The following is a 24,001-nucleotide window of genomic DNA, read 5'->3' on the forward strand; positions in this document are numbered from 1 at the left end:
ACTGGTGGCTTGCAGCTTACTGCTTGGCGCTGCTGCTCTGTAGATAGCCGTCGGCCTTGAGCAGGGTTTCCAGGCAGTGTTCGCTGATCTGGTAGAAGGCCTTGAGCTCTTCGATCCTGGCCAGCAGTTGGGTCGGGTCAACCGGCTCGGCACGCTTGACCGCAAGGATCATCTTGTTCTTGTTGGTGTGTTCCAGGGAGATGAATTCAAAGACCTTGGTTTCATAACCGCAGGCTTCGAGGAACAGGGCCCGCAGGCTGTCGGTGACCATCTCCGCCTGCTGCCCCAGGTGCAGGCCGTATTGCAGCATCGGCTTGAGCAGCGCCGGGCTCTGGATCTGCAGGCGGATCTGCTTGTGACAGCACGGCGAGCACATGATGATCGCCGCGCCGGAGCGGATGCCGGTGTGGATCGCGTAGTCGGTGGCGATATCACAGGCATGCAGAGCAATCATCACGTCCAGTTCGCTGGGGGCCACACTGCGCACATCGCCACACTTGAACACCAGGCCCGGATGCTCCAGACGCGCGGCGGCGGTGTTGCACAGGGTCACCATGTCCTCACGCAATTCGACACCGGTGACTTCACCCTGGGCCTGCAAGGTGTTGCGCAGGTAATCGTGGATGGCGAACGTCAGATAGCCCTTGCCGGAGCCGAAGTCCGCGACCCGCACCGGCTGGTCGAGCTTGATCGGCGAGCTGCCCAGGGCGTGGCTGAAGACCTCGATGAACTTGTTGATCTGCTTCCACTTGCGCGACATGGCCGGGATCAGTTCGTGCTGCTTGTTGGTCACTCCAAGATCGGCCAGGAAAGGTCGGCTCAGGTCGAGAAAGCGGTTCTTCTCGCGGTTGTGCTCGGCGGACGGCACATCGCGCTGGGTTTGCGGCTTGCCCTTGAACAGCGAGCTCTTGCCCTTCTTGCTGTATTCCAGCTGCACTTCGTCGGTCAGGGTCAGCAGATGGGCATTCTTGAACGAGACCGGCAGCAGCCCGGCGATGGTGGCCACGCCCTCGTCCAGGGGGAAGTTCTTGGTGATGTCACGGGTCTTGTAGCGATAGACGAAGGACAGGCACGGCTGCTCCTTGACCGTCAGTTGCTTGATGATCAGCCGTTGCAGGTCCGCCTCCGGGCCCACGTGCTTGGCCAGTACCAGCTTGATAAAGGCGTTTTGCGCAAGGCTGGTGTCGAGCAATTGCAGGAACTGGGCGTGATGATCCGGCGCGGGACGGGCGGAAGGTGCGGTGACAGACATGGGGGCAGGTGCCTCGGGCAATGCGGGGTGTGAATCAGGGAGTGGCAGGTATTTTAGGGAGCTAGCCCCGTCGGGGCACGAAGTTATTCACCCGACGGTAAAAAATCCTCGCCCGAGGGCGGTGCAAGGCTCAGGGGCCATTCGCCGGCAAGCCGGCTCCTGCATGAACAACACCGATATCGCACCGCCGTAGGAGCTGGCTTGCCAGCGAAGGCGTCCTCAAGGGCGGTGCAAGACTCAGGGGCCTGTTCGCCGGCAAGCCGGTTCCTACGGCGGCGGGCTCAGTTGAGCACCACCAGGCGGTTGGGCAATTCGTTGCGCTCCTGGGTCAGGGGCACATGGGTCTTGAGCAACTCGCCGCTGGCTTCAATACAGTCGAGGAAGCCCTGCAGGGTCTGGCCCTGTCGCACTTGCTGGGTAAAGTTGCGCACGATGTCGTTCCACTGCTTGTTATCCAGACGCTTGGAAATGCCCTCGTCCACGAGGATTTCCACGTAACGCTCGGCTTCGCTGACAAAGATCAGCACCCCGGTGCCGCCCACAGTGTGATGCAGGTTCTGTTCGAGAAACTGCCGTCGGGCCAGGTTCGAGGCGCGCCAGTGGCGCACCGACCGCGGGATCAGCCGGGTGGTGATCTTGGGCAGGCGGAACACCAGGCACAGCACGATGAAGGTCGCCCATTGCGCCAGCAGCAACAGGTGCATGTTCAGCCAGCCGGTGGCGTAGTGCACCAGCCCCGGCACCACCAGCGCCAGCAGACTGGCCCAGAGCAACGGGATGTAGGCATAGTCGTCGGCCCGGGCGGCCAGCACCGTCACCAGCTCGGCGTCGGTCTGGCGTTCGACTCGGGCGATGGCTTCGGCCACCTGCCGTTGTTCGTACTCACTCAGTAATGCCATGTCGTTGGATACCCTCTTTTTATTTTCAGTTACCAGCCGCCGGAGGAACCGCCGCCGCCAAAACTGCCACCGCCCCCGCTGAAGCCGCCACCACCGCCGGACCCGCCACCAAAACCGCCACCGCCGAAACCGCCGAAGCCACCGCCTCCGTCACCGCCGCGCCCGCTGGTGGTGGTGATGAACCCGAGCGCCTGCGCCACTATCACCACCAGGATGAACAGCAGCACCAGGAAGATGAACAGCAACGGATGACGCTGGACAAAATCGTCCTGGTCGCTGCTCTCGACGCTGTCATACACCGGGTCCGGTTGGTCCAGCGGCGTGCCACCGAGCACCAGCAGCATGGCCGAGACGCCGTCGCTGATGCCCTTGCTGAATTGTCCAGTCTTGAACGCCGGGGTAATCACCTGATTGATGATCACCGAGGCCTGGGCATCGGTCAGGCGATCCTCCAGACCATAACCCACTTCAATGCGCAGCTTGCGCTCGTCCCGGGCGACGATCAGCAGCGCGCCGTTGTTCTTGTCCTTCTGGCCAATGCCCCAGTAACGCCCCAGCTGATAGCCGTAGTCCTCAATGCTGGCACCTTGCAAGTCAGGTAGGGTCACCACCACCAACTGCTCGCCGGTGGCCTGTTCGTGGGCTTGCAACTGCCGAGTCAGCTGGGCGCTGATGGTTGGTTCGATCAACTGGGCGTTGTCCACCACCCGCCCACTCAGAGCCGGGAACTTCAGCTCGGCCTGGGCCGTGACCGCAAAGACCCAGAGCAACAGCACCAGGCCGATTTTATAGAGTCGCATCAGCACCTCATCCTCAATGATTGTCCGCTTGCGCTACCCAGTGCCGGACGCCCCGCCTCCGCCAAAACTGCCACCACCGCTCCGGCTGCTGTCGGAGTCGGAACTGGAACTGGAACGGCTGTTGCGCCGAAACGGCGCCACTCACCAGGCATAGCGACAGCAGCGCGCTTTGCAGCACGCGCTGCCCGAGGCTCATCAGAATTTCACTTGCGGCGCTTTGTCGGCGTCAGGGCTGGTGGCCTCGAAGGACGCACGCACCGGCAAGTCGCTGTACATCAGGCTGTGCCACAGGCGACCGGGGAAAGTGCGGATCTCGGTGTTGTACTTCTGCACCGCGAGGATGAAGTCGCGGCGGGCCACGGCGATGCGGTTCTCGGTGCCTTCAAGCTGGGATTGCAGGGCCAGGAAGTTCTGGTTGGCCTTCAAATCCGGGTAGCGCTCGGAGACCACCATCAGGCGGCTCAGGGCACCGCTCAACTGATCCTGGGCCTGCTGGAACTGCTTGAGTTTTTCCGGGTTGTCCAGGGTACTGGCGTCCACCTGGATCGAAGTGGCCTTGGCCCGGGCCTCGATCACCGCAGTGAGGGTTTCCTCTTCATGCTTGGCGTAGCCCTTGACGGTCTCCACCAGGTTGGGAATCAGATCGGCACGACGCTGGTACTGGTTCTGCACCTGGCCCCAATCGGCCTTGACCTGCTCATCGAGGGTCGGAATGTTGTTGATGCCACAACCACTGAGCAGGCTGGTGAACAGCAACAGGGCGGCAACGGGCCAGCTCGAGCGCAGGCTTTGGGTGATGTTCATGGGTGGGGCTCCTTGCACAACCTGATGGAAAAGAATCTTTTGCCCGGTTTCACACATCCTGTGGGGCAAAATCTGCCTGCGCCACTGGAATGCATCGGGCTGATGGGCTAAAAGATGCCCAGCGCGAAAAAGAGTTCAGAAGTGTGCGGGAATTATCTGAACAACAATAGTCGCTCCCTAAATTTTGGCTGTTCGACGCGTCACTCATGCGTCGGTCTTGAGCCCCTGAGAACACTATTCATGAATAAGCTGTGTTTGCTGGGCCTGCTGGTCAGCCTGGCCAGTCACCCTGTGTTGGCCGAATCTGCCCCGGTCCCCCTGGAAAACAAAGAAGCCTTTATCAGCGATCTGCTCCAGCGCATGACCCTGGAAGAGAAGATCGGCCAGTTGCGCCTGATCAGCATCGGCCCGGAAATGCCTCGCGAGCTGATCCGCAAGGAAATCGCCGCAGGCAACATCGGCGGCACCTTCAACTCCATCACCCGCCCGGAAAACCGGCCGATGCAGGACGCGGCCATGCGCAGCCGGCTGAAGATCCCGATGTTCTTCGCCTATGACGTGATCCACGGCCACCGGACCATCTTCCCCATCAGCCTGGCCCTGGCGTCCAGCTGGGACATGGACGCCATCGGCCGCTCCGGGCGCATCGCCGCCAAGGAAGCCAGCGCCGACAGCCTGGACATCACCTTCGCACCCATGGTCGACATCTCCCGCGATCCACGCTGGGGCCGTACCTCCGAAGGCTTCGGTGAAGACACCTATCTGGTCTCGCGGATTGCCAAGGTGATGGTCAAGGCCTACCAGGGCCAGAGCCCGGCCTTGCCGGACAGCATCATGGCCAGCGTCAAGCATTTCGCCCTGTACGGCGCCGTGGAAGGCGGTCGCGACTACAACATCGTCGACATGAGCCCGGTGAAGATGTACCAGGACTACCTGCCGCCCTACCGCGCGGCCATCGACGCCGGTGCCGGCGGAGTGATGGTGGCCCTGAACTCCATCAACGGCGTGCCGGCCACCTCCAACACCTGGCTGATGAACGACCTGCTGCGCAAGGAGTGGGGCTTCAAGGGCCTGGCGGTGAGCGACCACGGGGCGATCATCGAGCTGATCCGCCACGGCGTCGCCAAGGACGGTCGCGAAGCGGCCAAGCTGGCGATCAAGGCCGGCATCGACATGAGCATGAACGACTCGCTGTACGGCAAGGAACTGCCGGGGCTGCTCAAGTCCGGGGAGATCGAGCAGAAGGACATCGACAACGCCGTGCGTGAAGTGCTGGCGGCCAAGTACGACATGGGCCTGTTCAAGGATCCTTATGTACGTATCGGCAAGGCCGAGGACGACCCGGCCGACACCAACGCCGAAAGCCGCCTGCACCGCAGCGACGCCCGGGACATTGCCCGCCGCAGCCTGGTGCTGCTGAAGAACCAGAACGACACCCTGCCGCTGAAGAAAACCGCGAAGATCGCCCTGGTAGGCCCCCTGGCCAAGGCGCCGATCGACATGATGGGCAGTTGGGCCGCCGCCGGCGTTCCGGCACAGTCGGTGACGCTGTATGACGGCATGCGCAACGTTCTGGGCGACAAGGCCCAATTGGTCTACGCCCGGGGTTCCAACATCACCGCCGACAAAAAGGTGGTGGATTACCTGAACTTCCTCAACTTCGATGCCCCGGAAGTGGTGGACGACCCACGCTCTGCGCAGCAGATGATCGACGAAGCGGTCAAGGCGGCCAAGCAGTCGGATGTGATCGTGGCCGCGGTGGGCGAGTCCCGTGGCATGTCCCACGAGTCTTCGAGCCGCACCGATCTGCATATTCCCGCCAGCCAGCGGGAGCTGATCAAGGCCCTCAAGGCCACCGGCAAGCCTCTGGTGCTGGTGCTGATGAATGGCCGTCCGCTGTCACTGCTGGAAGAAAACCAGCAAGCCGACGCCATCCTGGAAACCTGGTTCAGCGGCACCGAAGGCGGCAACGCCATTGCCGACGTACTGTTCGGCGACTACAACCCGTCGGGCAAGCTGCCGATCACCTTCCCCCGTTCCGTGGGCCAGATTCCCACCTACTACAACCACCTGACCATTGGCCGGCCGTTCACGCCGGGCAAGCCAGGCAACTACACCTCGCAGTACTTCGACGACACCACCGGCCCCCTGTTTCCGTTCGGCTATGGCTTGAGCTACACCAGCTTCAGCCTTTCAGACATGGCGCTGTCCTCCACCACCCTGAACAAGAGCGGCAAGCTCGATGCCAGCGTGACCGTGAAGAACACCGGCAAGCGTGACGGCGAAACCGTGGTGCAGCTGTATATCCAGGACGTGGCCGGCTCGATGATCCGCCCGATCAAGGAATTGAAGAACTTCCAGAAAGTCATGCTCAAGGCCGGTGAAGAGAAATCCATCCACTTCACCATCACCGAGGACGACCTGAAGTTCTACAACGCGCAGCTCAAGTACGCCGCGGAACCGGGCGACTTCAATGTACAGATCGGCCTGGATTCCCAGGACGTCAAGCAACAGAGCTTCGAACTGCTCTGATCCCCTGTGACGGGTCGGCGCTGAAACAGCGCCGGCCGGTTACGCCTCTGCCCTTGGCGCCTAACCGCGACGATCCAGCAGGTTGACCACCAGGCGGTCGACCCAGCCCCAGATCCGCTGCTTGATCCGCCGCCACAACGGCCGGTTGCGCCACTGCGCCAGGCTGATCTCTTCACTCTGGGCAAAGTCCGCCTCGAAGCTCGCCGCCACGGAGCGCGTCAGTGGCGGGTCCAGGGCTTCCAGGTTGGCTTCCAGGTTGAAGCGCAGGTTCCAGTGGTCGAAATTGCACGAGCCCACACTGACCCAGTCGTCCACCAGCGCCATCTTCAAATGCAGGAAACGCGGCTGATACTCGAAAATCCGCACGCCGGCCTTGAGCAGGCGCGGGTAGTAACGGTGCCCGGCATAGCGCACGGCCGGATGATCGGTGTGCGGCCCGGTCAGCAGCAGGCGTACGTCGACGCCCCGGGCGGCCGCCTTGCGCAATGAGCGCCGCACCGACCAGGTGGGCAAGAAATAAGGCGTGGCCAGCCAGATGCGTTGCTGGCCGCTGTGCAGGGCACGAATCAGTGAATGCAGGATGTCGCGATGCTGACGCGAGTCGGCATAAGCCACACGGCCCATGCCTTCCCCCGAGTCAGGTACACGGGGCAGATGGGGCAGGCCAAAATCGACGTTGGGCCGCCAGGCGCCCCTGCGCAGGTTGGCGCTCCACTGGCGATCGAACAGCCTCTGCCAGTCCTGCACCGTGGGCCCGGCGATCTCCACCATCACTTCATGCCAATCGCAGCTGTTGTCCTCGGGCTGCCAGAACTCATCGGTAACCCCAGTACCGCCCACCACGGCCAGGGACTGGTCCACCAACAGCAGTTTTCGATGGTCGCGGTAAAGGTTGAGAAAGCCCTGGCGCCACTTCAGGCGGTTGTAGAAACGCAACTCGACACCGGCCTTGGTCAAGCGCAGGCGCAAGGCCTGGGTAAAGGCCAGGCTGCCATAGTCATCGAACAGACAGCGCACCCGTACCCCGCGCTCGGCAGCCTGGACCAGGGCCCGGACCAAAGCCTCGGCACATGAACCGGCTTCCACCAGATACAGCTCCAGCTCCACCTGTTGCTGGGCGCGAGCAATGGCCACCAGCATGCGCGGAAAGAACTGGGGACCGTCGATCAGCAGCTCGAAGCGGTTGCCTTCACGCCAGGGGAACACCGCTCCGCGCATTTCAGCGCGCCGTGAAGATCAGTACCGCACCCACCGGTACCGAGAAACTGATGGCCGACAAGCCAGCCACCTTGCGCAGGCTGTCGAGGCCCGGCGCCAGGTTGAAGTCTTCGGCATTGAGGACCAGGGGTTCCAAGGTCACCACCTGGAAACGCCGCTCATCCAGGCGAGTGGCCAGCAGTTCGGCGTTGTAGGTGTGTTCCTGGCCGTGCAGGGCCACGGTGACCGGCAGCAGCAACTCGATCTGCGCCCCGGGGGCCAGGTCGTTGATCGGCCGCAGGTTGATCTGCGCCGTGATCTGCGCCTCGGGAAACTGCTGGACCTGGAACAGCTCCTGGCGCATGCGTTCATCCCGCAGAGGAATGCCGCTGCTGACCGAGTCCAGCTCGATCTGCAACTGGGCCTGGCCCTTGGCGTCGACCTTGCCGTGCAACACCAGAAAGCGCTGGACCTCGGAAATGCTGGCGTTCTTGGTGGTCACGAAGGACACCCGGGAAGACTCGTTGTCCAGGTACCAGTTGGCCTGGGCCGGCAGGGCCAGTACCCCGAGCAGGCTGAGAAGAAGGCGGATCGGCGTACGCATGCAAGCTCCCGTGAACAGAAGGCGCCACCTTAACCGGCTGCCAGGGGGCTGGCAAACACCGCGCTCAAGTGGGGCTCAGCCGTTGCAGACGGGGAATGGCTCAGGCAATGGACTTCTGCAATTGCTCGATGGTGTCGGCCAGCAATCCCAAGTGGCGATTGCGCACCAGTTCGACACAGCTCAGGTCCATCGGCCAATGCAGGGCGATGCTGCCGATCACCCGACCTTCGGCCTGCAACGGCAAGGCCACCGCGCGAATCAGAAAGGGCAGGCGCACCGGATACTCCCAGTGCCCCTCGGTACGCTGGCCGAACCCCAGATGCTGGGACTGAGCGCAAGCCTGTTGCCGGTCTTCGGCCGGCACTCGCTCACGCTCGGCCAGACGCGCGACTTCATCACTGGCCAGGGCCCCCAGGCAAGCCTTGCCCATGGCCGAATGAAACAGGCTGGCGTGCTGGCCGACAATCCGGCTGTTGGTCGGGTAACGCTTGCGCAACACCGAAGGCACCGCACTTTCCAGGACCTCAAGGTGCTCGCCGTCAAAACTCGACAGGTCACTGACCAGTCCGGTGCGTGCACTCAACTCCAGCATCCAGGGCGCTGCCTGCTCCACCAGATGGCGCTTGAAACGTTGCCGGCTGTCACCGAACAGGCTGCGAGCGCTCAGGCGATAACGCCGATCGCTGAGGCCACGGTAGATCCAGCCCTGCTCCTGCAGGGTCAGCAACATGCGCGACACCGTGGCCTTGGCTAGGCCCGTCAGGTAGTGCAGCTCCTCCAGGCCCAAGGCCTGGTGCTGACCCAGCAACTCGACGATGGCCAGGGCCCGTTCCACGGAACGCACGCTGCCGGTTTCTACCTTGCTGGCCATAGTCCGAACTCCCTGACTGAAGATGGGTAAAGGTTTTACCCAGCAAGATGCGGGCCTCAGAACCCTATCAACGGCATTTGCCTGGTTACAGCAGATTACCCGGAGGGTGTTGCCGCACCCATTGCGTCAGTTGTTCGTGGGCATAGGCCAGTTGCAGCACAGCGTGGTCGGCCTGGGCCGGCCCGATGATCTGCAAGCCCATGGGCAGGCCCGACAGATTGAACCCCACCGGAATGCTGATACTGGGCAGACCGGCCAGGGTCGGACCGATCACCACTTCCATCCAGCGGTGATAAGTGTCCATTTCCTGCCCATCGATCTGCCTTGGCCAGGCCTGCCGTGCATCGAAAGGGAACACCTGGGCCGTAGGCAGCAGCAGAAAATCGTAACGCTCGAACAGTCGCAGCAAGGCGCGATACCAATCGCTGCGACTCTGGGAAGCGCGATACACGTCCGCGGCACTGAGGTTGGCCGCGCCCTCTACTTCCCACCGTGCCTCGGGCTTGAGCCAGCGGCGCTGGTCCGGGTCGTTGTGCAACAGCCCCAGGGAGCCCTGGACCAGCCAGTGCCGGTGCACCAGCCAGCAGTCCCACAGTTGTGCCATGGAAAACTCCGGCTGGCAGCTTTCCACTTCACAGCCCAGACGGGTGAAGTCGGCCAGGGCCTTTTCGCACAGGCTCAGGACTCCCTGCTCCATGGCCAGGTACCCGTTGTAGTCCCCCAGCCAGCCCAGGCGCAGTCCGCGTACATCCCGTTGCAGAGGCGCCTGCAGCAACGCCGGATCTTCCTTGAGGGACAAGGGCACCCGCGGGTCGTAACCGGCCTGGGTGCTCAACAGTCGTGCCACATCAGCCACCGTGCGGCCCATCGGTCCTTCGGTAGCCAGTTGTTGCACGAACAGCTCAGGGGTCGGGCCGAATGGCACCCGCCCCTGGGAGGGGCGCATGCCGAACACGTTGTTGAAGGCCGCCGGATTGCGCAGCGAGCCCATCATGTCGCTGCCATCGGCCACTGGAAGCATGCGCAAGGCCAGGGCCACCGCCGCACCGCCGCTGCTGCCGCCGGCGCTCAGGCTGCTGTCGTAGGCATTGCCGGTGGTGCCGAACAACTGGTTGTAGGTATGAGAGCCCAGGCCAAACTCCGGCACGTTGCTCTTGCCGACAATGATCGCGCCGCTGGCCCGGACCCGGGCCACGCTGATGGCATCCACCTGGGGTACCTGATCGGCGAACAGTGGCGACCCCATGCTGGTGGTCAGCCCCGCAGTGGCTGCCAGATCCTTGATCGCCTGGGGCATGCCATGCATCCAGCCCATGGACTGTCCCCGATCCAGTTGCCGGTCACGCTCATCGGCCTGGGCCAGCAGGTCCTGCGGATCGCACAGGGAGACCAGGGCATTGACGCCGGGGTTGTAACGCTCGATCTGCTGCAGATAAGCCTGCATCACCTCGCGACAGGACAGCTCGCGGGCATGGATCGCCCGGGAAAGCGCCAGGGCGTCCAGCTCGACGATGGATTCGTTGGCCATTGGTTCGCTGTGCTTGATCAAGACTCGCCTCCCAGGGTCACGGCATCGGGTTTGTCGTCTCTGACCGCGTCGTACATGCAGTAGATACCCAGCAGACTGAGGATCGAGGTCAGCAAGACATAGAAGGATGGCGCCACCGGCGTGGCCATGACCTTGCTCAGCCAGGTCACGATCAAGGGCGCAAAGCCACCGAACAGCATCACCGTAACGTTATACGCCACCGATACCCCAGTGGAGCGCACCTCGATGGGAAACTGCTCGGCCAGGGCCGTAGGACCGGGACCGAAAAAACCGCCAATGGCACCGCACAGCAACATCTGCATCACCAGCAGACGCTCAATGGACGGCGCCGCGGCGACCCACACATACAAGGGATAGACCATGACGAAAAACGCCAGGGTGAAGGCCATCAGCACCGGGCGCCGGCCGATGCGGTCCGACAGTGCTCCGGCAAAGGGAATCACCACGGTCATCAGGGCCACGGCCAACATCTGCACCAGCAGTACCTGATCCAGAGGCAGGCCGAGGTTGGTGTGGGCGAAGGTCGGCATGTTCACCAGCACCACATAGAAAGACACGGTGCCGCCGCAGCACAGGCCCATGGACACCAGGATTGCCCGGCGGTAGGCCGACACCACCTGCCACAGCCCCGGCCCCTTGCCACGCACCTGCTTGCGCGCCTCGATGAAGGCCTCCGGCTCCTCCATGTACTTGCGAATCCACAGCCCCACCGGACCGATCAGCAGACCGATCACGAACGGCAGGCGCCAGCCCCAGAGATCCAGGGTCTGTGGTGAAAAGAAGTGGGTCACCGCCGCCACCATCGCGGCTCCGCTGAACACCGCCAGGCACTGTCCTACCAGTTGCCAGGAGCCATACAGGCCTTTCTTGTCCGCCGGGGCACTTTCCACCAGGTAGGCCGTGGCGCTGGCGTACTCCCCCCCAGTGGCAAAGCCCTGAAGCATCCGCGCCACCACGATCAGCAACGGCGCGCCCAGGCCGATGGCCGCGTAGTTGGGGGCAAAGACGATCATCGCAATGGCCAGGGTCATCAGCTGGATGATCACCAACATGGCCGCCTTGCGGCCTTTGCGGTCGGAATACATGCCCAGCAGCACGCCGCCCACCGGGCGCATGAAAAAGCCCACGCCGAAGGTGGCCAGGGCCATCAGCAGCGAGGTGTACTCATCTTCAGCCGGAAAAAACTGGCGAGCGATAAAGCTGGCGAGAAAGCCATAGACGATGAAGTCATACCATTCCAGGGCGTTGCCAACCACGGCGGCAACCACCTGCCGGGTCTTGGAAACAGAGGGTATCGAGACGCTCATGGGAGGTTCCTTGAAACTTTTGAGCCTTCTTGCGGGCTCGGAAAAGTGCCGGGCGCATGGAACGCCCGGACCGAACAGCGCTACAGGAACAGGAAGGCTCAGACGGGCTTGAGCCAGCTCTCCGCCAGGGCACCCCAATAGGCCGCACCGGTGAGCAGGATGTCGTCGTTGAAGTCGTAACCCGGGTTATGCACCATCGGTTGCGCTACGCCATTGCCGATGAACAGGTAGCTGCCGGGGCAGCGCTGCAGCATCCAGCCGAAGTCTTCGCTGCCCATCAGCTTCGGCGTGTTGCCATTGACCGCTTCGGCCCCCACTAGCTCGACACCGACCCGCCGGGCAAACTCGGTTTCTTCCGGGCTGTTGATCAGCACCGGATAAGCCGGGCGATGGTCGATGCTGACGCTGCAGCCAAAGCTCTCGGCCTGGGTCTGGATGATCGCCTTGACCCGCTCCAGCATCTGCTCGCGCACCGGTGCATTGAGGGCCCTCAGGCTCAGGCGCAACAACGCCTGCTGGGGAATCACGTTGGCCGCCTCGCCGGCCTGCAGGGCGCCGACCGTCACCACCGCCGCTTCCTGGGCATCGATATTGCGCGCCACCACCGTCTGCAACGCCATGACCATGCTGGCCGCGGCTACCAAGGGGTCCACCGCCAGGTGCGGCATGGAGCCGTGGCCGCCAACACCTTCGACAATCACCTCGAGCAAGTCCTGGGACGCCATCATCGGCCCCTCGCGAAAGCCCAGGTGACCGGCCGGCAGCCCGGGCATGTTGTGCAGGCCGAACAGCGCATCACAGGGGAAGCGCTCCAGCAGGCCATCGGCAAGCATCGCCTCGGCACCGCCCTGCCCCTCTTCCGCGGGCTGGAAGATCAGGTTCAGGGTGCCGTCGAACGCTCGGGTCGCCGCCAGGTAGCGCGCCGCTCCCAGCAGGATCGTGGTGTGGCCGTCATGCCCGCAGGCGTGCATGCAACCGCCATGGCGGCTGCTGTAGGAAGCCCCGGTGTTCTCGATGATCGGCAAGGCGTCCATGTCCGCCCGCAGGCCCAGGGTGCGCGTGCCCGTGCCGTTGCGCAGAACGCCCACGACACCGGTTCGACCGACGCCGGTGTGCACTTCATAACCCCATTCCTCCAGACAACGAGCCACCAGCGCCGAAGTGCGTTGCTCTTCGAACCCCAGTTCCGGGTGGGCATGAATATCCTGGCGGATGGCCCGCAGATCGCTGGCAATGTCGTTGAGCCAGGCAAGGATGTGCTGGTGTCGGGTCATGGCGTATCTCCTCTGGGCCGGGTGGCTTCCCGTTCTTTTTTTCGGAGCGTTGCACGAGGCGCAGGAGCGTGCTCGAAGCTCTGCGTCAGATAACCGCGAGCCGGAGCACAGGACAATCAAATGTGGTTCCACTGGATGGAACACATAATCTGCAGCGATGCCTGATCCAGGATCAGGGATCGAGGCGACAGCCTTCCCGGGGGCCCAGCCAGAGCGCGCTATGGGTACGCCCCAGGGCGCTGGCGGTGACACGTCGGCTCAGCGGTTCATCGCTAAAACCGCTGATGGGCAGGTACTGGCGCACATAGGCCCGGCAGTAGTCGGCGGGGTGTTGCATCACGTAGCGGCAGGAGCAGTACTCCTTGGCGGTATAGGCACCGAGGATATCCGGGAAGGCTTGCAGGGCCTCCCGTTGCTGCCAGCTCCAGCCCAGCAACAGGAGCAGCGCCACCAGCACCAGGCCGAACAGCGGATGACGGCGGAAAAAGGCCCGGCGTCTCATGGCTGCCCCTTGCTGGAGAAAGCCGCCAGGACTCGCTTGAGCAGCTCATTGTGCCGATAGCTGCCATCGCGGTCGTCGCCGTAACGCACGATCACCAGGCGCTGTGCAGGCAGGACATACAGCGCCTGTCCCCAGTGCCCCAGGGCCGCATAGGTATCCGCTGGAGCATCGGGCCAGGGCTGGGGCGCGCCGTCCACCGAGCGGTTGAGCCACCAGTGCCCGCCCGCCACCGCCTCATCCTGGTTGGCCCGATAGCCAGCGAAGGGCGTGCGGCTGAACTCGACCCAGGCCCTGGGCAGCAACTGCCGATCACGCCAGCGACCCTCGCGCTGCATCAACAGGCCGACACGGGCCAGATCGCGGGCCGTCAGGTAGAGGTAGGAAGACGCCACGAAGGTGCCGACGGCGTCGCGTTCCCACACCGCCTGGGTGATGCCCAGCGGTTCGAACAGGGCACGCCAGGGATAGTCCGCATACTGGTCCGCCCCCACCATCCCCCGCAGGCTGGCCGCCAGCAGGTTGCTATCGCCGCTGGAGTAACGGAAGGCCTGCCCCGGTGGAGTGGAGCGCGCCTGCTGTGCAGCAAATGCCGCCATGTCCCGATGCCCGCGGGTGTAGAGCATGGCCACCACTGAGGAATTGAGGGGGGCGTATTCGTAGTCTTCCTGCCAGTCCAGACCCGAGGCCCAGTGCAACAAGTCACCCAGGGTGATGGCCGGATGCGCCTGTAGCGCCGGGTAATATTGTGCCGCGGGGTCCTGGAGCTGGAAGCGGCCTTCACCGTAGGCAACGCCCAACACTACCGCCAACAGACTTTTGCTGGCCGACCAGATGAGATGGGGCGTCTGGGGTCCGGTGGCGCCGGCGTAGCGCTCGTAAAGCACCTGGCCATCGCGGATCACTAGCAAGGCATCAGTACGAATGCCTTTGTGGGACTGGTCGTCCCTGGGCACGAAGGCGTAGTCCTCCAGAGCCTTGAGCGCCGGGCTATCGACGACCGGGCCTCGACTCCATTGCTGCGCCGGCCACTCCTCGGCCCAGGCCGGCAGGCTGAGGCATACAAGCAACGCCAGCAGGATCGGACCTTTGACCATGGATGAGCCTCGAATGACGTCAGTGGCCGAGCCTAGTTGAGGCGGATGACAGTTTCACTGCAAGCGCCCTCGTTTGTTGGCACTGGCTGGCGTAGGGAGCATCAAGCCTTGTGCAAAACCATCCGGCCCCTTCGCTGGCAAGCCGGCTCCTACGCAAGGGGGCGCCGTTGCTAAAACGAGGCCAGGGCTTTGGCCAGGCGTTGCTCCCGGGCGCTGGCAGCCAGGTCCAGCAGGGCCTGGTCCCGGGACCATTGGCTGCGCCAACGCTCAGGGCCATTGGCGAAGGCGGCGTCGATTTCAGGCCGCAATACCTGGAACTGCGTGAACAAACCACCCAATAGAATGTGCCCGCCACTCAAGGAAGGATTCTGCCGACTGACTTCGGCACAGCCCGCAAGCAATCCCAGCAACTGCAGTTGCAAGGGCTGCGGCCAGCCACTGTCCTGCCCCACGCCATACAGCCAGGCGAGCATGGCGCTCAGGACATAGATGTCCTCCAGGGTGCGGAAGGGTTTGACATAGGCGTCCCAGCCATCGCCGGCCAGCAGTTCGCAGGCAGCGTTTTCCAGCAACAGGCAGCCGTGGCTGATCTCCGGCATCAGGGCGATGGCCGGCAGGGTCTGGACCTTGACCCCAGGCTCTCCGGCATAGACCACGGTCAGGCGCAATGCTGCCCGCTCACCCGGGGCCTCGCTGCGCGCCGCCACCAACAGCCAGTCGGCGGCATCGCCGGCGGTCACGAAATCCTTGCGCCCTTGCAGGCGCAGATCCTCCAGCCGGGTCTGCATGTCCGCCGGGCGCAGGCTGCGGCGTTCGGTCGCGCACAAAGCCCCCAGGCTTTGCGGCGCACTGGGCCACAACATGCGCAATGCCGCCTGGTAGCCCACCAGGAACGCCAGCCCCGGAGTCTCCATCAGGCGGCCCCCGAGCACCGCCAGTTCGAAGGGCGTAACGCTGCCCAAATGGGCCAGCAAAGCCCCGTAGCCCTCGGCCAGATCGGGGTTGACGGGCAGTCGTTCACGGCTCTCGAGCAGGGCTTGCCAGGGCATTCGAAGATCCTCAGGGGCTGTCATATAAGCATCACCAAAGCTTCATGGCGATGACACCGGGGCTACATAGCCTGACTTTGCACAACAAAGTCGATTGGCTGCAACCCAAGGCGGGTCGGTAGCCCGCACGGAGATTCACAATGACTCAGATCGCCCGCATCAGCGACACCGGCACTGAACGCCGCCTGCAAGCCGAACGCCTGATCGGCGCCCAGGCCCTGCAGGAAGCCCAGGCCCTGCGTTTCAACGTCTTCAGCGGCGAGTTCAACGCCAAGCTCAAGGGCGCGGAACTGGGTCTGGACATGGATGACTATGACGTTCACTGCAGCCATATCGGTGTCCGCGACCTGAACACCGGGCGCCTGGTAGCCACCACCCGCCTGCTGGACCATCAGGCCGCCAGCAGCCTGGGACGTTTCTACAGCGAGGAAGAGTTCAGCCTGCACGGCCTGACGCACCTCAAGGGCCCCATCCTGGAAATCGGCCGCACCTGTGTCGACCCGGCCTATCGCAACGGCGGCACCATCGCCGTGCTCTGGGGCGAGCTGGCGGAAGTGCTCAACCAGGGCGGCTACAGCTACCTGATGGGGTGCGCGAGCATTCCGATGCAGGACGGCGGCATCCAGGCCCAGGCCATCATGCAGCGACTGCGGGAGCGTTACCTGAGTACCGAACACCTGCGGGCCGAGCCGAAGAACCCGCTGCCCAGCCTGGACATCCCTTCCAATGTCATCGCCGAGATGCCGCCATTGCTCAAAGCCTACATGCGCCTGGGGGCGAAGATCTGCGGCGAACCCTGCTGGGACCAGGACTTCCAGGTGGCCGACGTGTTCATCCTGCTCAAGCGCGACGAGCTGTGCCCGCGGTATGCCCGGCACTTCAAGGCGGCGGTCTGATGCGCCGGTTGCGGGTCTACGGGCGCATCGCCCGGGTACTGCTGGTGGTGGCGCTGGGCCTGAGCATGGCCAGCATCTTTGGCCTGCTGGAGCGCCTGGGTGTTGCCAATTCCATGGTCCGGCGCCAGCGCTGGTCGCGGTTCTTCATGGCACGCCTGAGCAATGCCCTGCCGTTCCGGGTCACGGTGCACGGCGAGTTGCCTCGCCAGCCGATGCTCTGGGTCAGCAATCACGTGTCCTGGACCGATATTCCGCTGCTGGGCATGCTCACGCCGCTGTCCTTTCTGTCCAAGGCCGAAGTGCGCACCTGGCCGGTGGCGGGCTGGCTGGCGGCCAAGGCCGGTAGCCTGTTCATCCGTCGTGGGGCCGGTGACAGCCAGTTGATCCGCAAGCAAATGACCCGCCACTTGCAGGAGCAGCACCCGCTGCTGCTGTTTCCCGAAGGCACCACCACCGACGGCCGTGGCCTGCGCACCTTCCACGGACGCCTGCTGGCCAGCGCCATCGATGCCGAAGTATCCCTGCAACCCGTGGCGATCCGTTATTTGCGCGATGGCCAGATCGACACCCTGGCCCCCTTCATTGGCGACGACGACCTGCTCTCGCACCTGATGCGGCTATTTGCCAACGATCAGGGCCGAGTGGAAATCCATGTGCTCAAGCCCATTGCCTGCCAGGGCCAGGAACGTGCGGCGCTGGCCTTCCAGGCCCAGCAAGCGGTGCACAAAGCCCTGTTCGGTGATGTCGTACAGCCCGCCGAACCACGCCGCAACGGCGAACTGGTTGCCGCCTGAAACGCCCTGTAGGAGCCGGCTTGCCGGCGAAAAGGCCTTCAAGCCTGGCGTCATTCATGAAGGCGCCTTCGCTGGCAAGCCAGCTCCTACCGGGGGAACGTTCGTCAGGGTAACTGGGTGTGCTGCGCGGCGAATGCCTGCAACTGCGGGTAGAAGGCACGAAAATCTTCGCTCAACGGCTGATACAGCCGCTCCAACTCGCCCATCGCCGCGGTCAGTTCCTCTGGCCGTGACAGGCGCCGGGCAATCCCTCGCAACACCTGCTCCAGCACCGCGAATTCGCGATAGGAACCCAGCCAGTCATCCGCCGCCATATAGGGCGCAATCTGCGCCAGGCGCGCTGGCAACTGCGGTTCGGCCGCCAGCACCCGATACACCTCGGCAGTGAACAGCGGCAAGGGGCGATCGGCGTAATGCTGCCAATCCCGGGCCAGGCAGTGGTCGAAAAACACGTCGATGACGATGCCGGCGTAACGCCGTCGGGTCAGGGAGAAACGCGACAGTGCCGCGGTCACCAGAGGATGGCTGTCGGTGTAGGTATCGATGCGCCGATGCAGCTGGATCGCCGCCTCGACCTCCGGGGCGAACTGCCCTTGCAGGCGCCCTTTGACGAAATCGCCATACAGGCTGCCGAGTAATTGACCCGGGCGCTGGCCGCCAAGGTGCAGATGTGCGAGATAATTCATTTGCGCAGCTTAGCACTGCGCCTCGCATATCGTTATAACTCGATATACCGATAAGTAATGATTTAAGATCAAAATCATATTGGTATATCGCGAAATAACGATTTAAATTTCGCCTCATCGCGATACAACGTTTTATGGAAAACGAGCACCGCCATGTCCCTCGACCTCGACGAAATAATAAAAGCCCTGGCACATCCGGTTCGCAGGGAAATCCTGCACTGGCTGAAAGACCCGACAGTCGAATTTCCCGATCAGGCTCACAGCAATGAGCACGGCGTCTGTGCCGGACAGATCGATCAACGCTGCGGCCTGTCGCAGTCGACCGTCTCCGCCCACCTCGCCACCTTGCAACGTGCAGGCCTGATCAGCAGCCGGAAAGTCGGCCAATGGCATTTTTTCAAACGCAATGAGGAAGTCATCCAGCAGTTCCTCACGCAAATGAGCCAACAGCTCTGATCTGACAAGGACCCGACAATGCCCCTTTCACTCATCATCCTGGCCTTGAGTGCCTTCGCCATCGGCACCACCGAGTTCGTCATCATGGGGCTTTTGCCCGATGTGGCGGCGGACCTCGGGGTGTCGATTCCCGGCGCCGGCTGGCTGGTTACCGGCTACGCCCTGGGCGTGGCCATCGGCGCGCCGTTCATGGCCCTGGCCACCGCACGCCTGCCGCGCAAGGCAGCCCTGGTGGCGCTGATGGGGATCTTCATTGTCGGCAACCTGCTGTGTGCACTGGCCAGTGATTACAACGTGCTGATGTTCGCCCGGGTGATCACTGCGCTGTGCCACGGTGCCTTCTTCGGTATTGGTTCAGTGGTGGCTGCCGGCCTGGTGCCCGCCAACAAGCGCGCCTCGGCCGTGGCCCTGATGTTTACCGGCCTGACCCTGGCCAATGTACTCGGCGTGCCCCTGGGTACCGCCCTGGGTCAGGCAGCCGGCTGGCGTTCGACCTTCTGGGCGGTGACGGTAATCGGTGTAGTGGCGCTGATCGGCCTGCTGCGCTTCCTGCCGGCCAAGCGCGATGAGGAAAAACTCGACATGCGTGCGGAACTGGCAGCCCTCAAGGGCGCGGGGATCTGGCTGTCCCTGAGCATGACCGCACTGTTTGCCGCGTCGATGTTCACCCTCTTCACCTACGTTGCGCCGCTGCTCGGCGACGTCACCGGCGTCTCGCCCCAGGGCGTGACCTGGACCCTGCTGCTGATCGGCCTGGGCCTGACCCTGGGCAACATCATCGGCGGCAAGCTGGCGGACAAGCGCCTGGGGGCCACCTTGATCGGCGTGTTCGCGGCCATGGCCGTGGTCTCCACCGTGCTGACCTGGACCAGCGTGGCGCTGATTCCCACCGAGATCACCCTGTTCCTCTGGGCCACCGCTTCGTTTGCCGCGGTACCGGCGCTGCAGGTCAATGTGGTGACCTTCGGCAAGGCTGCCCCCAACCTGGTTTCGACCCTGAACATCGGCGCCTTCAACATCGGCAACGCCCTGGGCGCCTGGGTCGGCGGCAGCGTCATCGCCCACGGTTTCGGCCTGACCAGCGTGCCACTGGCGGCGGCGGTCCTGGCGATCCTGGCCCTGCTGGTGACGTTGATTACCTTTCGCCAGGGCGGCAACGCCGAACTGGCCCCTGCGACCCACTGACCCGTTTCTTTCCTATATAGAAGGCTGCATTCCATGACCACTATCTTTGATCCGATCAAGATCGGCGACCTCGAGCTGTCCAACCGCATCATCATGGCGCCGCTGACCCGCTGCCGCGCCGACGCTGGCCGCGTACCCAATGCACTGATGGCCGAGTACTACGTGCAGCGGGCTTCCGCTGGCCTGATCCTCAGCGAGGCCACCTCGGTGACCCCAATGGGCGTGGGCTACCCGGACACTCCCGGCATCTGGTCCAACGACCAGGTGCGTGGCTGGTCCAACGTGACCAAGGCGGTGCACGGCGCCGGCGGCAAGATCTTCCTGCAGCTGTGGCACGTGGGCCGGATTTCCCACCCGTCCTACCTGGACGGTGAAACGCCAGTGGCGCCAAGCGCCATCCAGCCCAAGGGCCATGTCAGCCTGGTGCGTCCACTGGCCGACTACCCAACCCCGCGCGCCCTGGAAACCGCTGAGATCGCCGACATCGTCGACGCTTACCGGGTCGGTGCGGAAAACGCCAAGGCCGCCGGTTTTGACGGTGTGGAAATCCACGGCGCCAACGGCTACCTGCTGGACCAGTTCCTGCAAAGCAGCACCAACCAGCGCACCGACCAGTACGGTGGCTCCCTGGAGAACCGTGCCCGCCTGCTGCTGGAAGTCACCGACGCCGCCATCGACATCTGGGGCGCCGGCCGAGTGGGCGTGCACCTGGCACCCCGTGCCGACTCCCATGATATGGGCGACGACAACCTGGCGGAGACCTTCACTTATGTAGCCCACGAGCTGGGCAAACGCGGCATCGCCTTTATCTGCTCCCGCGAGAAAGAAGGCGCTGACAGCCTGGGTCCGCAGCTGAAAGCGGCCTTCGGCGGCCCCTACATCGCCAACGAGCGTTTCACCAAGGACAGTGCCAATGCCTGGCTGGCCGCCGGCAAGGCTGACGCCGTGGCGTTCGGCGTGCCCTTCATTGCCAACCCGGACCTGCCGGCCCGCCTGAAGGCCGACGCCCCGTTGAACGAGGCGCATCCGCAAACTTTCTACGGCAAGGGCCCGGTCGGTTACATCGACTATCCGACGCTGTAAGCCTGGATCGGTAAATAAAAAGCCCCGACTCTCGCGAGCCGGGGCTTTTTTGTGAGCGCCGGGATCAGCGCTTGCGTTGCGTCCAGGCCACCGCCAGGCCGCTCAGGCAGATCACCGCGATGCCGATCAGGCCATAGCTGTCTGGGGTATGACCGAAGATCAGGTAGCCATACAGGCCGGCGAACAGAATCTGCCCGTAGCTGAACGGCGCCAGCATTGCCGGCGCGGCATGGCGGAAGGCCTGGGTCAGCAGCATATGGCCAAGCATGCCGCAGGTGCCAAGGCCGATCATGAACAAGCCGTGGACAAAGCTCGGCGTGCTCCAGAAGAACGGCAACAACGCACTCATGATCAGGCTGTTGAAGATCCCGGTCAGGAAGTTGCTGGTGGTGGGGCTGTCGATGCCGCTGAGCTTGCGGGTGAGCAACTGATAAAAGCCGAAGCACAGCGCCGAGCCCAGGGGCAGCAGGATCGCCGGAGTGAAGAGTACGCCACCGGGACGCACCACGATCAGCACCCCGACGAAGCCCGCGAGCACCGCCAGCCATTGCCCGCGGCTGACCCGCTCGCCCAGGAACGGCACGGACAAGGCCGTGACCAGCAAGGGCGCAAGGAAGTTGACCGCGGTGGCTTCCGCCAGGGGGATATAGCGCAGGCCGGTGGTGAACAGCAGGCTGGTGCCGATCAGACACAAGGCCCGGAGCAGTTGCAGGCCGGGACGCTTGGTTCGCACCACCGCGGAAAAGCCGCTGCGGGGGACGAACACCACCAGCATCAGCAGCGTATGAACCACATAACGCGCCCAGACCACCATGACGATGGGGTAAAAGGCCGAGAGGTATTTGGACAGCGTGTCATGACTGGCGAAGAGCAGAACCGCCAGACAAATCAGGGCGATACCCTTGATTGGCTGTTCTGCGCCTTTGAACGGTGAAGGGTTCACACTCATTCACACACCCGCAACAAAATCCCTACAAAATACGTAGCTCGCTATCTATCAAGATGCAGCCAGCCCGTATATAAAAGCACCCCATCGCGATCTGGCGAGCGCTGGAATGAATCTCCCTCGCCGTAAATCTTGACACAACTGGACTCAATTACGCATTTTGTCTTAATGACGGAGGCTCGGGCTCAAGCGCAGCATATCCAGCCCGATGTCGATCCAGCGCTCTGCCTCGGTGTGCAGAGCGAAGCTGTCAGGGGCCAGCAGCCATTGATAAAGGATGCCATCGATAAAGGCGCGCATGCTGATAGCCGCCCGCATCGTGTCGAGGTTTTCGGGCAATTGCCCACGATTCACTGCATTGGTCAGCGCCAGCTCGATACGCAGGTTGCAGTCCAGGCTGGCGGCGCGACGTTGGCGACGCAGATCGCACATTTCATCGGTGAATTCGCACTTATGAAACAGAATTTCATTAATGCGTCGGGTTTTCGGGTCCAGGGCAACTTGATGAAACAAATGAATGAGCAGCTTGCGCATCCAGCCCAACGGATCCATTTCATCTACATTTTCACTGGCGGCAGCCATCTCATCCAAGGGTTCACGCAGGCTGTCGAGCATGGCCTGCACCAGATCGGCCTTATTGCTGAAGTGCCAATAAATGGCACCCCGCGTCACCCCCGCCAGTGCCGCGATATCGGCCAGGGTGGTACGCGCCACGCCACGCTCGTAAAAGGCCTTTTCGGCGGCCTCGAGTATCTGGCTGCGGGTTTCTTGAGCTTCCTCTTTGGTACGACGGACCATGGCAGTAAAACCTCGATCAGGATCTTTCAGCGATGCGTGAAGACCTTCTGAATAAATATGGAACGGCATCTCGAGTGCCGTTTGCCCAGCCTACAATTCAACACCTACAGGGGCTTTTGTAACCGGATGGGTACGCCGCCAGGGTATTTACAAACAACCATGAACGTAAGTATATTCCTTAGCAAGCTACTAATCCACTCAGCCAACTCTTTTTACCCTTCCACTTTTCTTGTGCGCATCTTGCGTGCCTGACCCGAGGATCTTCATGCAACTCAAGCCAGCTGTTACCGCTCTGGTCACTGCCGTCGCCCTGGCATCGCTGCTCAGCGGATGTAAAAAGGAAGAGGCGGCGCCAGCCCCTCAAGCCCCTCAGGTCGGCGTCGTCACCCTGCAACCACAAGCCTTTACCTTGACTTCCGAACTCCCGGGCCGGACCACCGCGTTCCGCATCGCCGAAGTTCGCCCACAGGTAAACGGGATCATTCTCAAGCGTCTGTTCAAAGAAGGCGGAGATGTTAAGGAGGGTCAGCAGCTTTATCAGATCGATCCGTCGATCTACGAGGCAACGCTGAAGAGTGCTCAGGCTAATCTGCAGTCCACACAGTCGATTTCCGATCGCTACAAGCAATTGGTCAACGAGCAAGCCGTAAGCCGTCAGGAATACGACACCGCCGTGGCCAACCGTCTGCAATCGGAAGCCTCACTGCAAAGCGCCCAGATCAACCTGCGCTACACCAAGGTGCTGTCGCCTTTGACCGGCCGCATTGGCCGCTCCTCGGTGACCGAAGGTGCTCTGGTCAGCAACGGCCAGGCCGATGCCATGGCGGTGATCCAGCAGTTGGACCCGATCTACGTCGACGTCACCCAGTCCTCGGTTGAGTTGCTGGAGCTGCGCCGCGAGCTGGAAAGCGGTCGCCTGCAAAAAGTTGGCGACAACGCCGCCAAGGTCAAACTGACTCTGGAAGACGGCAGCCAGTACAAGCTCGAAGGCAAGCTGGAGTTCTCCGAAGTCTCGGTGGATGAAAGCACCGGCTCGGTGACCCTGCGCGCCGTGTTCCCCAACCCTCAGCACACTCTGCTGCCGGGCATGTTCGTCCACGCCCAGCTGCAAGCCGGGGTGAACAGTGCAGCGATCCTGGCGCCACAACAAGGCGTGACCCGCGACCTGAAAGGCACCCCGACCGCTCTGGTGGTTGGCCCGGACAACAAGGTCGAGCTGCGCCAGCTCAAGGCCAGCCGCACCGTCGGTAGCCAGTGGCTGGTGGAAGATGGCCTGAAAGCCGGTGACCGTCTGATCACCGAAGGTCTGCAATTCGTCAAGCCAGGCATTGAAGTCAAGGCCAGCGAAGCAACCAACGTAGCAGCGAAGAACCCGGCCCCTGCACAGGCAACTGACAAAGCTGCAGGCGGCAAAGGGGAGTAA

The 24,001-nt window shown here is 62.9% G+C and carries 23 protein-coding genes; 7 read left to right on the plus strand and 16 right to left on the minus strand.

Going from position 1 to position 24,001, the window contains the following annotated elements:
* Positions 1–16: 16 nt before the first annotated feature.
* The 4 genes from FW796_RS01800 to FW796_RS01815 form a co-directional block, all read right to left on the minus strand.
* Positions 17–1,252: a class I SAM-dependent methyltransferase gene (locus tag FW796_RS01800; RefSeq protein ID WP_446438949.1), complete on the minus strand. Its 1,236-nt coding sequence runs from the start codon at positions 1,250–1,252 to the stop codon at positions 17–19.
* A gap of 281 nt (positions 1,253–1,533) precedes the next feature.
* A complete protein-coding gene (locus tag FW796_RS01805) occupies positions 1,534–2,151 on the minus strand; it encodes a TPM domain-containing protein (RefSeq protein WP_346634973.1) in 618 nt (205 codons plus the stop codon).
* Positions 2,152–2,180: 29 nt separating this feature from the next.
* Entirely contained in the window at positions 2,181–2,951 is a 771-nt protein-coding gene (locus tag FW796_RS01810) for a TPM domain-containing protein (protein WP_346634974.1), read from the minus strand.
* A gap of 195 nt (positions 2,952–3,146) precedes the next feature.
* Positions 3,147–3,755, minus strand: coding sequence for a LemA family protein (locus FW796_RS01815; protein WP_446438950.1), 609 nt, complete (start codon positions 3,753–3,755; stop codon positions 3,147–3,149).
* A gap of 240 nt (positions 3,756–3,995) precedes the next feature.
* Between FW796_RS01815 and bglX the strand changes: the two genes are divergently transcribed.
* A complete protein-coding gene (bglX, locus tag FW796_RS01820) occupies positions 3,996–6,287 on the plus strand; it encodes a beta-glucosidase BglX (protein ID WP_346634976.1) in 2,292 nt (763 codons plus the stop codon).
* 60 nt (positions 6,288–6,347) lie between these two features.
* On the opposite strand, the gene FW796_RS01825 is transcribed toward bglX, so the two are convergent.
* From FW796_RS01825 to FW796_RS01865, 9 genes are all read right to left on the minus strand, one after another.
* Positions 6,348–7,505 (minus strand): phospholipase D-like domain-containing protein, encoded by a 1,158-nt coding sequence (locus FW796_RS01825; RefSeq protein ID WP_404938490.1) that lies wholly within the window; start codon positions 7,503–7,505, stop codon positions 6,348–6,350.
* A 1-nt stretch (position 7,506) separates the two neighbouring features.
* On the minus strand, positions 7,507–8,088 hold the full coding sequence (locus tag FW796_RS01830; protein WP_402889407.1) for a YceI family protein: 582 nt from the start codon (positions 8,086–8,088) through the stop codon (positions 7,507–7,509).
* A gap of 100 nt (positions 8,089–8,188) precedes the next feature.
* Positions 8,189–8,959, minus strand: coding sequence for an IclR family transcriptional regulator (locus tag FW796_RS01835; protein WP_404938488.1), 771 nt, complete (start codon positions 8,957–8,959; stop codon positions 8,189–8,191).
* A gap of 85 nt (positions 8,960–9,044) precedes the next feature.
* Positions 9,045–10,487, minus strand: coding sequence for an amidase (locus tag FW796_RS01840; RefSeq protein ID WP_346635023.1), 1,443 nt, complete (start codon positions 10,485–10,487; stop codon positions 9,045–9,047).
* Between the two features lie 17 nt (positions 10,488–10,504).
* Entirely contained in the window at positions 10,505–11,815 is a 1,311-nt protein-coding gene (locus FW796_RS01845) for an MFS transporter (protein ID WP_346634980.1), read from the minus strand.
* 98 nt (positions 11,816–11,913) lie between these two features.
* Positions 11,914–13,089: a M20 aminoacylase family protein gene (locus FW796_RS01850; protein WP_446438951.1), complete on the minus strand. Its 1,176-nt coding sequence runs from the start codon at positions 13,087–13,089 to the stop codon at positions 11,914–11,916.
* A 172-nt stretch (positions 13,090–13,261) separates the two neighbouring features.
* On the minus strand, positions 13,262–13,591 hold the full coding sequence (locus tag FW796_RS01855; RefSeq protein ID WP_446438952.1) for an amidase: 330 nt from the start codon (positions 13,589–13,591) through the stop codon (positions 13,262–13,264).
* Positions 13,588–14,685 (minus strand): serine hydrolase domain-containing protein, encoded by a 1,098-nt coding sequence (locus FW796_RS01860; protein WP_404938484.1) that lies wholly within the window; start codon positions 14,683–14,685, stop codon positions 13,588–13,590. The genes FW796_RS01855 and FW796_RS01860 overlap by 4 nt, the downstream gene beginning before the upstream one ends.
* A gap of 170 nt (positions 14,686–14,855) precedes the next feature.
* A complete protein-coding gene (locus FW796_RS01865) occupies positions 14,856–15,734 on the minus strand; it encodes an acyl-CoA dehydrogenase (RefSeq protein WP_346634984.1) in 879 nt (292 codons plus the stop codon).
* Between the two features lie 140 nt (positions 15,735–15,874).
* On the opposite strand from FW796_RS01865, the gene olsB reads away from it, so the two are divergent.
* Entirely contained in the window at positions 15,875–16,630 is a 756-nt protein-coding gene (gene olsB / locus FW796_RS01870; RefSeq protein ID WP_346634985.1) for an L-ornithine N(alpha)-acyltransferase, read from the plus strand.
* Positions 16,630–17,424, plus strand: a complete 795-nt coding sequence (locus tag FW796_RS01875) for a lysophospholipid acyltransferase family protein (protein WP_346634986.1) — start codon at positions 16,630–16,632, stop codon at positions 17,422–17,424. Before olsB ends, FW796_RS01875 begins: the two co-directional genes overlap by 1 nt.
* 104 nt (positions 17,425–17,528) lie before the next feature.
* Here FW796_RS01875 and FW796_RS01880 read toward each other — a convergent pair whose 3' ends face one another.
* A complete protein-coding gene (locus tag FW796_RS01880; protein ID WP_346634987.1) occupies positions 17,529–18,110 on the minus strand; it encodes an acyl carrier protein phosphodiesterase in 582 nt (193 codons plus the stop codon).
* Positions 18,111–18,263: 153 nt separating this feature from the next.
* Between FW796_RS01880 and FW796_RS01885 the strand changes: the two genes are divergently transcribed.
* Genes FW796_RS01885 through FW796_RS01895 form a run of 3 tightly spaced genes read left to right on the plus strand, consistent with a single transcriptional unit; the run spans position 18,264 to position 20,834 of the window.
* Entirely contained in the window at positions 18,264–18,566 is a 303-nt protein-coding gene (locus tag FW796_RS01885) for an ArsR/SmtB family transcription factor (RefSeq protein WP_016965050.1), read from the plus strand.
* A gap of 18 nt (positions 18,567–18,584) precedes the next feature.
* The gene (locus FW796_RS01890) at positions 18,585–19,751 is read left to right on the plus strand and encodes an MFS transporter (RefSeq protein ID WP_346634988.1); all 1,167 of its coding nucleotides are present in this window, start codon (positions 18,585–18,587) and stop codon (positions 19,749–19,751) included.
* Between the two features lie 33 nt (positions 19,752–19,784).
* A complete protein-coding gene (locus FW796_RS01895) occupies positions 19,785–20,834 on the plus strand; it encodes an alkene reductase (RefSeq protein WP_404938474.1) in 1,050 nt (349 codons plus the stop codon).
* Between the two features lie 64 nt (positions 20,835–20,898).
* On the opposite strand, the gene FW796_RS01900 is transcribed toward FW796_RS01895, so the two are convergent.
* Both FW796_RS01900 and emhR read right to left on the minus strand, forming a co-directional pair.
* Positions 20,899–21,783: a DMT family transporter gene (locus FW796_RS01900; RefSeq protein ID WP_346634990.1), complete on the minus strand. Its 885-nt coding sequence runs from the start codon at positions 21,781–21,783 to the stop codon at positions 20,899–20,901.
* A gap of 162 nt (positions 21,784–21,945) precedes the next feature.
* Complete coding sequence (gene emhR, locus FW796_RS01905; protein WP_346635024.1) at positions 21,946–22,578, minus strand: efflux system transcriptional repressor EmhR; 633 nt, start codon at positions 22,576–22,578, stop codon at positions 21,946–21,948.
* A gap of 265 nt (positions 22,579–22,843) precedes the next feature.
* Between emhR and emhA the strand changes: the two genes are divergently transcribed.
* Positions 22,844–24,001, plus strand: coding sequence for an efflux RND transporter periplasmic adaptor subunit EmhA (gene emhA, locus FW796_RS01910; protein ID WP_346634991.1), 1,158 nt, complete (start codon positions 22,844–22,846; stop codon positions 23,999–24,001).

The sequence above is a fragment of the Pseudomonas sp. 910_21 genome (assembly GCF_052850735.1).

Bases quoted from the DNA above. Each gene is read 5' to 3' on its own strand.
- FW796_RS01875 (WP_346634986.1), top strand. From the start codon at position 16,630: ATGCGCCGGTTGCGGGTCTACGGGCGCATCGCCCGGGTACTGCTGGTG.
- FW796_RS01860 (WP_404938484.1), bottom strand. From the start codon at position 14,685: ATGGTCAAAGGTCCGATCCTGCTGGCGTTGCTTGTATGCCTCAGCCTG.
- FW796_RS01805 (WP_346634973.1), bottom strand. From the start codon at position 2,151: ATGGCATTACTGAGTGAGTACGAACAACGGCAGGTGGCCGAAGCCATC.
- FW796_RS01830 (WP_402889407.1), bottom strand. From the start codon at position 8,088: ATGCGTACGCCGATCCGCCTTCTTCTCAGCCTGCTCGGGGTACTGGCC.
- olsB (WP_346634985.1), top strand. From the start codon at position 15,875: ATGACTCAGATCGCCCGCATCAGCGACACCGGCACTGAACGCCGCCTG.
- FW796_RS01890 (WP_346634988.1), top strand. From the start codon at position 18,585: ATGCCCCTTTCACTCATCATCCTGGCCTTGAGTGCCTTCGCCATCGGC.
- FW796_RS01825 (WP_404938490.1), bottom strand. From the start codon at position 7,505: ATGCGCGGAGCGGTGTTCCCCTGGCGTGAAGGCAACCGCTTCGAGCTG.
- FW796_RS01865 (WP_346634984.1), bottom strand. From the start codon at position 15,734: ATGCCCTGGCAAGCCCTGCTCGAGAGCCGTGAACGACTGCCCGTCAAC.
- FW796_RS01895 (WP_404938474.1), top strand. From the start codon at position 19,785: ATGACCACTATCTTTGATCCGATCAAGATCGGCGACCTCGAGCTGTCC.
- FW796_RS01845 (WP_346634980.1), bottom strand. From the start codon at position 11,815: ATGAGCGTCTCGATACCCTCTGTTTCCAAGACCCGGCAGGTGGTTGCC.
- emhR (WP_346635024.1), bottom strand. From the start codon at position 22,578: ATGGTCCGTCGTACCAAAGAGGAAGCTCAAGAAACCCGCAGCCAGATA.
- FW796_RS01855 (WP_446438952.1), bottom strand. From the start codon at position 13,591: ATGAGACGCCGGGCCTTTTTCCGCCGTCATCCGCTGTTCGGCCTGGTG.
- FW796_RS01880 (WP_346634987.1), bottom strand. From the start codon at position 18,110: ATGAATTATCTCGCACATCTGCACCTTGGCGGCCAGCGCCCGGGTCAA.
- FW796_RS01815 (WP_446438950.1), bottom strand. From the start codon at position 3,755: ATGAACATCACCCAAAGCCTGCGCTCGAGCTGGCCCGTTGCCGCCCTG.
- bglX (WP_346634976.1), top strand. From the start codon at position 3,996: ATGAATAAGCTGTGTTTGCTGGGCCTGCTGGTCAGCCTGGCCAGTCAC.
- FW796_RS01800 (WP_446438949.1), bottom strand. From the start codon at position 1,252: ATGTCTGTCACCGCACCTTCCGCCCGTCCCGCGCCGGATCATCACGCC.
- FW796_RS01900 (WP_346634990.1), bottom strand. From the start codon at position 21,783: ATGAGTGTGAACCCTTCACCGTTCAAAGGCGCAGAACAGCCAATCAAG.
- emhA (WP_346634991.1), top strand. From the start codon at position 22,844: ATGCAACTCAAGCCAGCTGTTACCGCTCTGGTCACTGCCGTCGCCCTG.
- FW796_RS01840 (WP_346635023.1), bottom strand. From the start codon at position 10,487: ATGGCCAACGAATCCATCGTCGAGCTGGACGCCCTGGCGCTTTCCCGG.
- FW796_RS01835 (WP_404938488.1), bottom strand. From the start codon at position 8,959: ATGGCCAGCAAGGTAGAAACCGGCAGCGTGCGTTCCGTGGAACGGGCC.
- FW796_RS01885 (WP_016965050.1), top strand. From the start codon at position 18,264: ATGTCCCTCGACCTCGACGAAATAATAAAAGCCCTGGCACATCCGGTT.
- FW796_RS01850 (WP_446438951.1), bottom strand. From the start codon at position 13,089: ATGACCCGACACCAGCACATCCTTGCCTGGCTCAACGACATTGCCAGC.
- FW796_RS01810 (WP_346634974.1), bottom strand. From the start codon at position 2,951: ATGCGACTCTATAAAATCGGCCTGGTGCTGTTGCTCTGGGTCTTTGCG.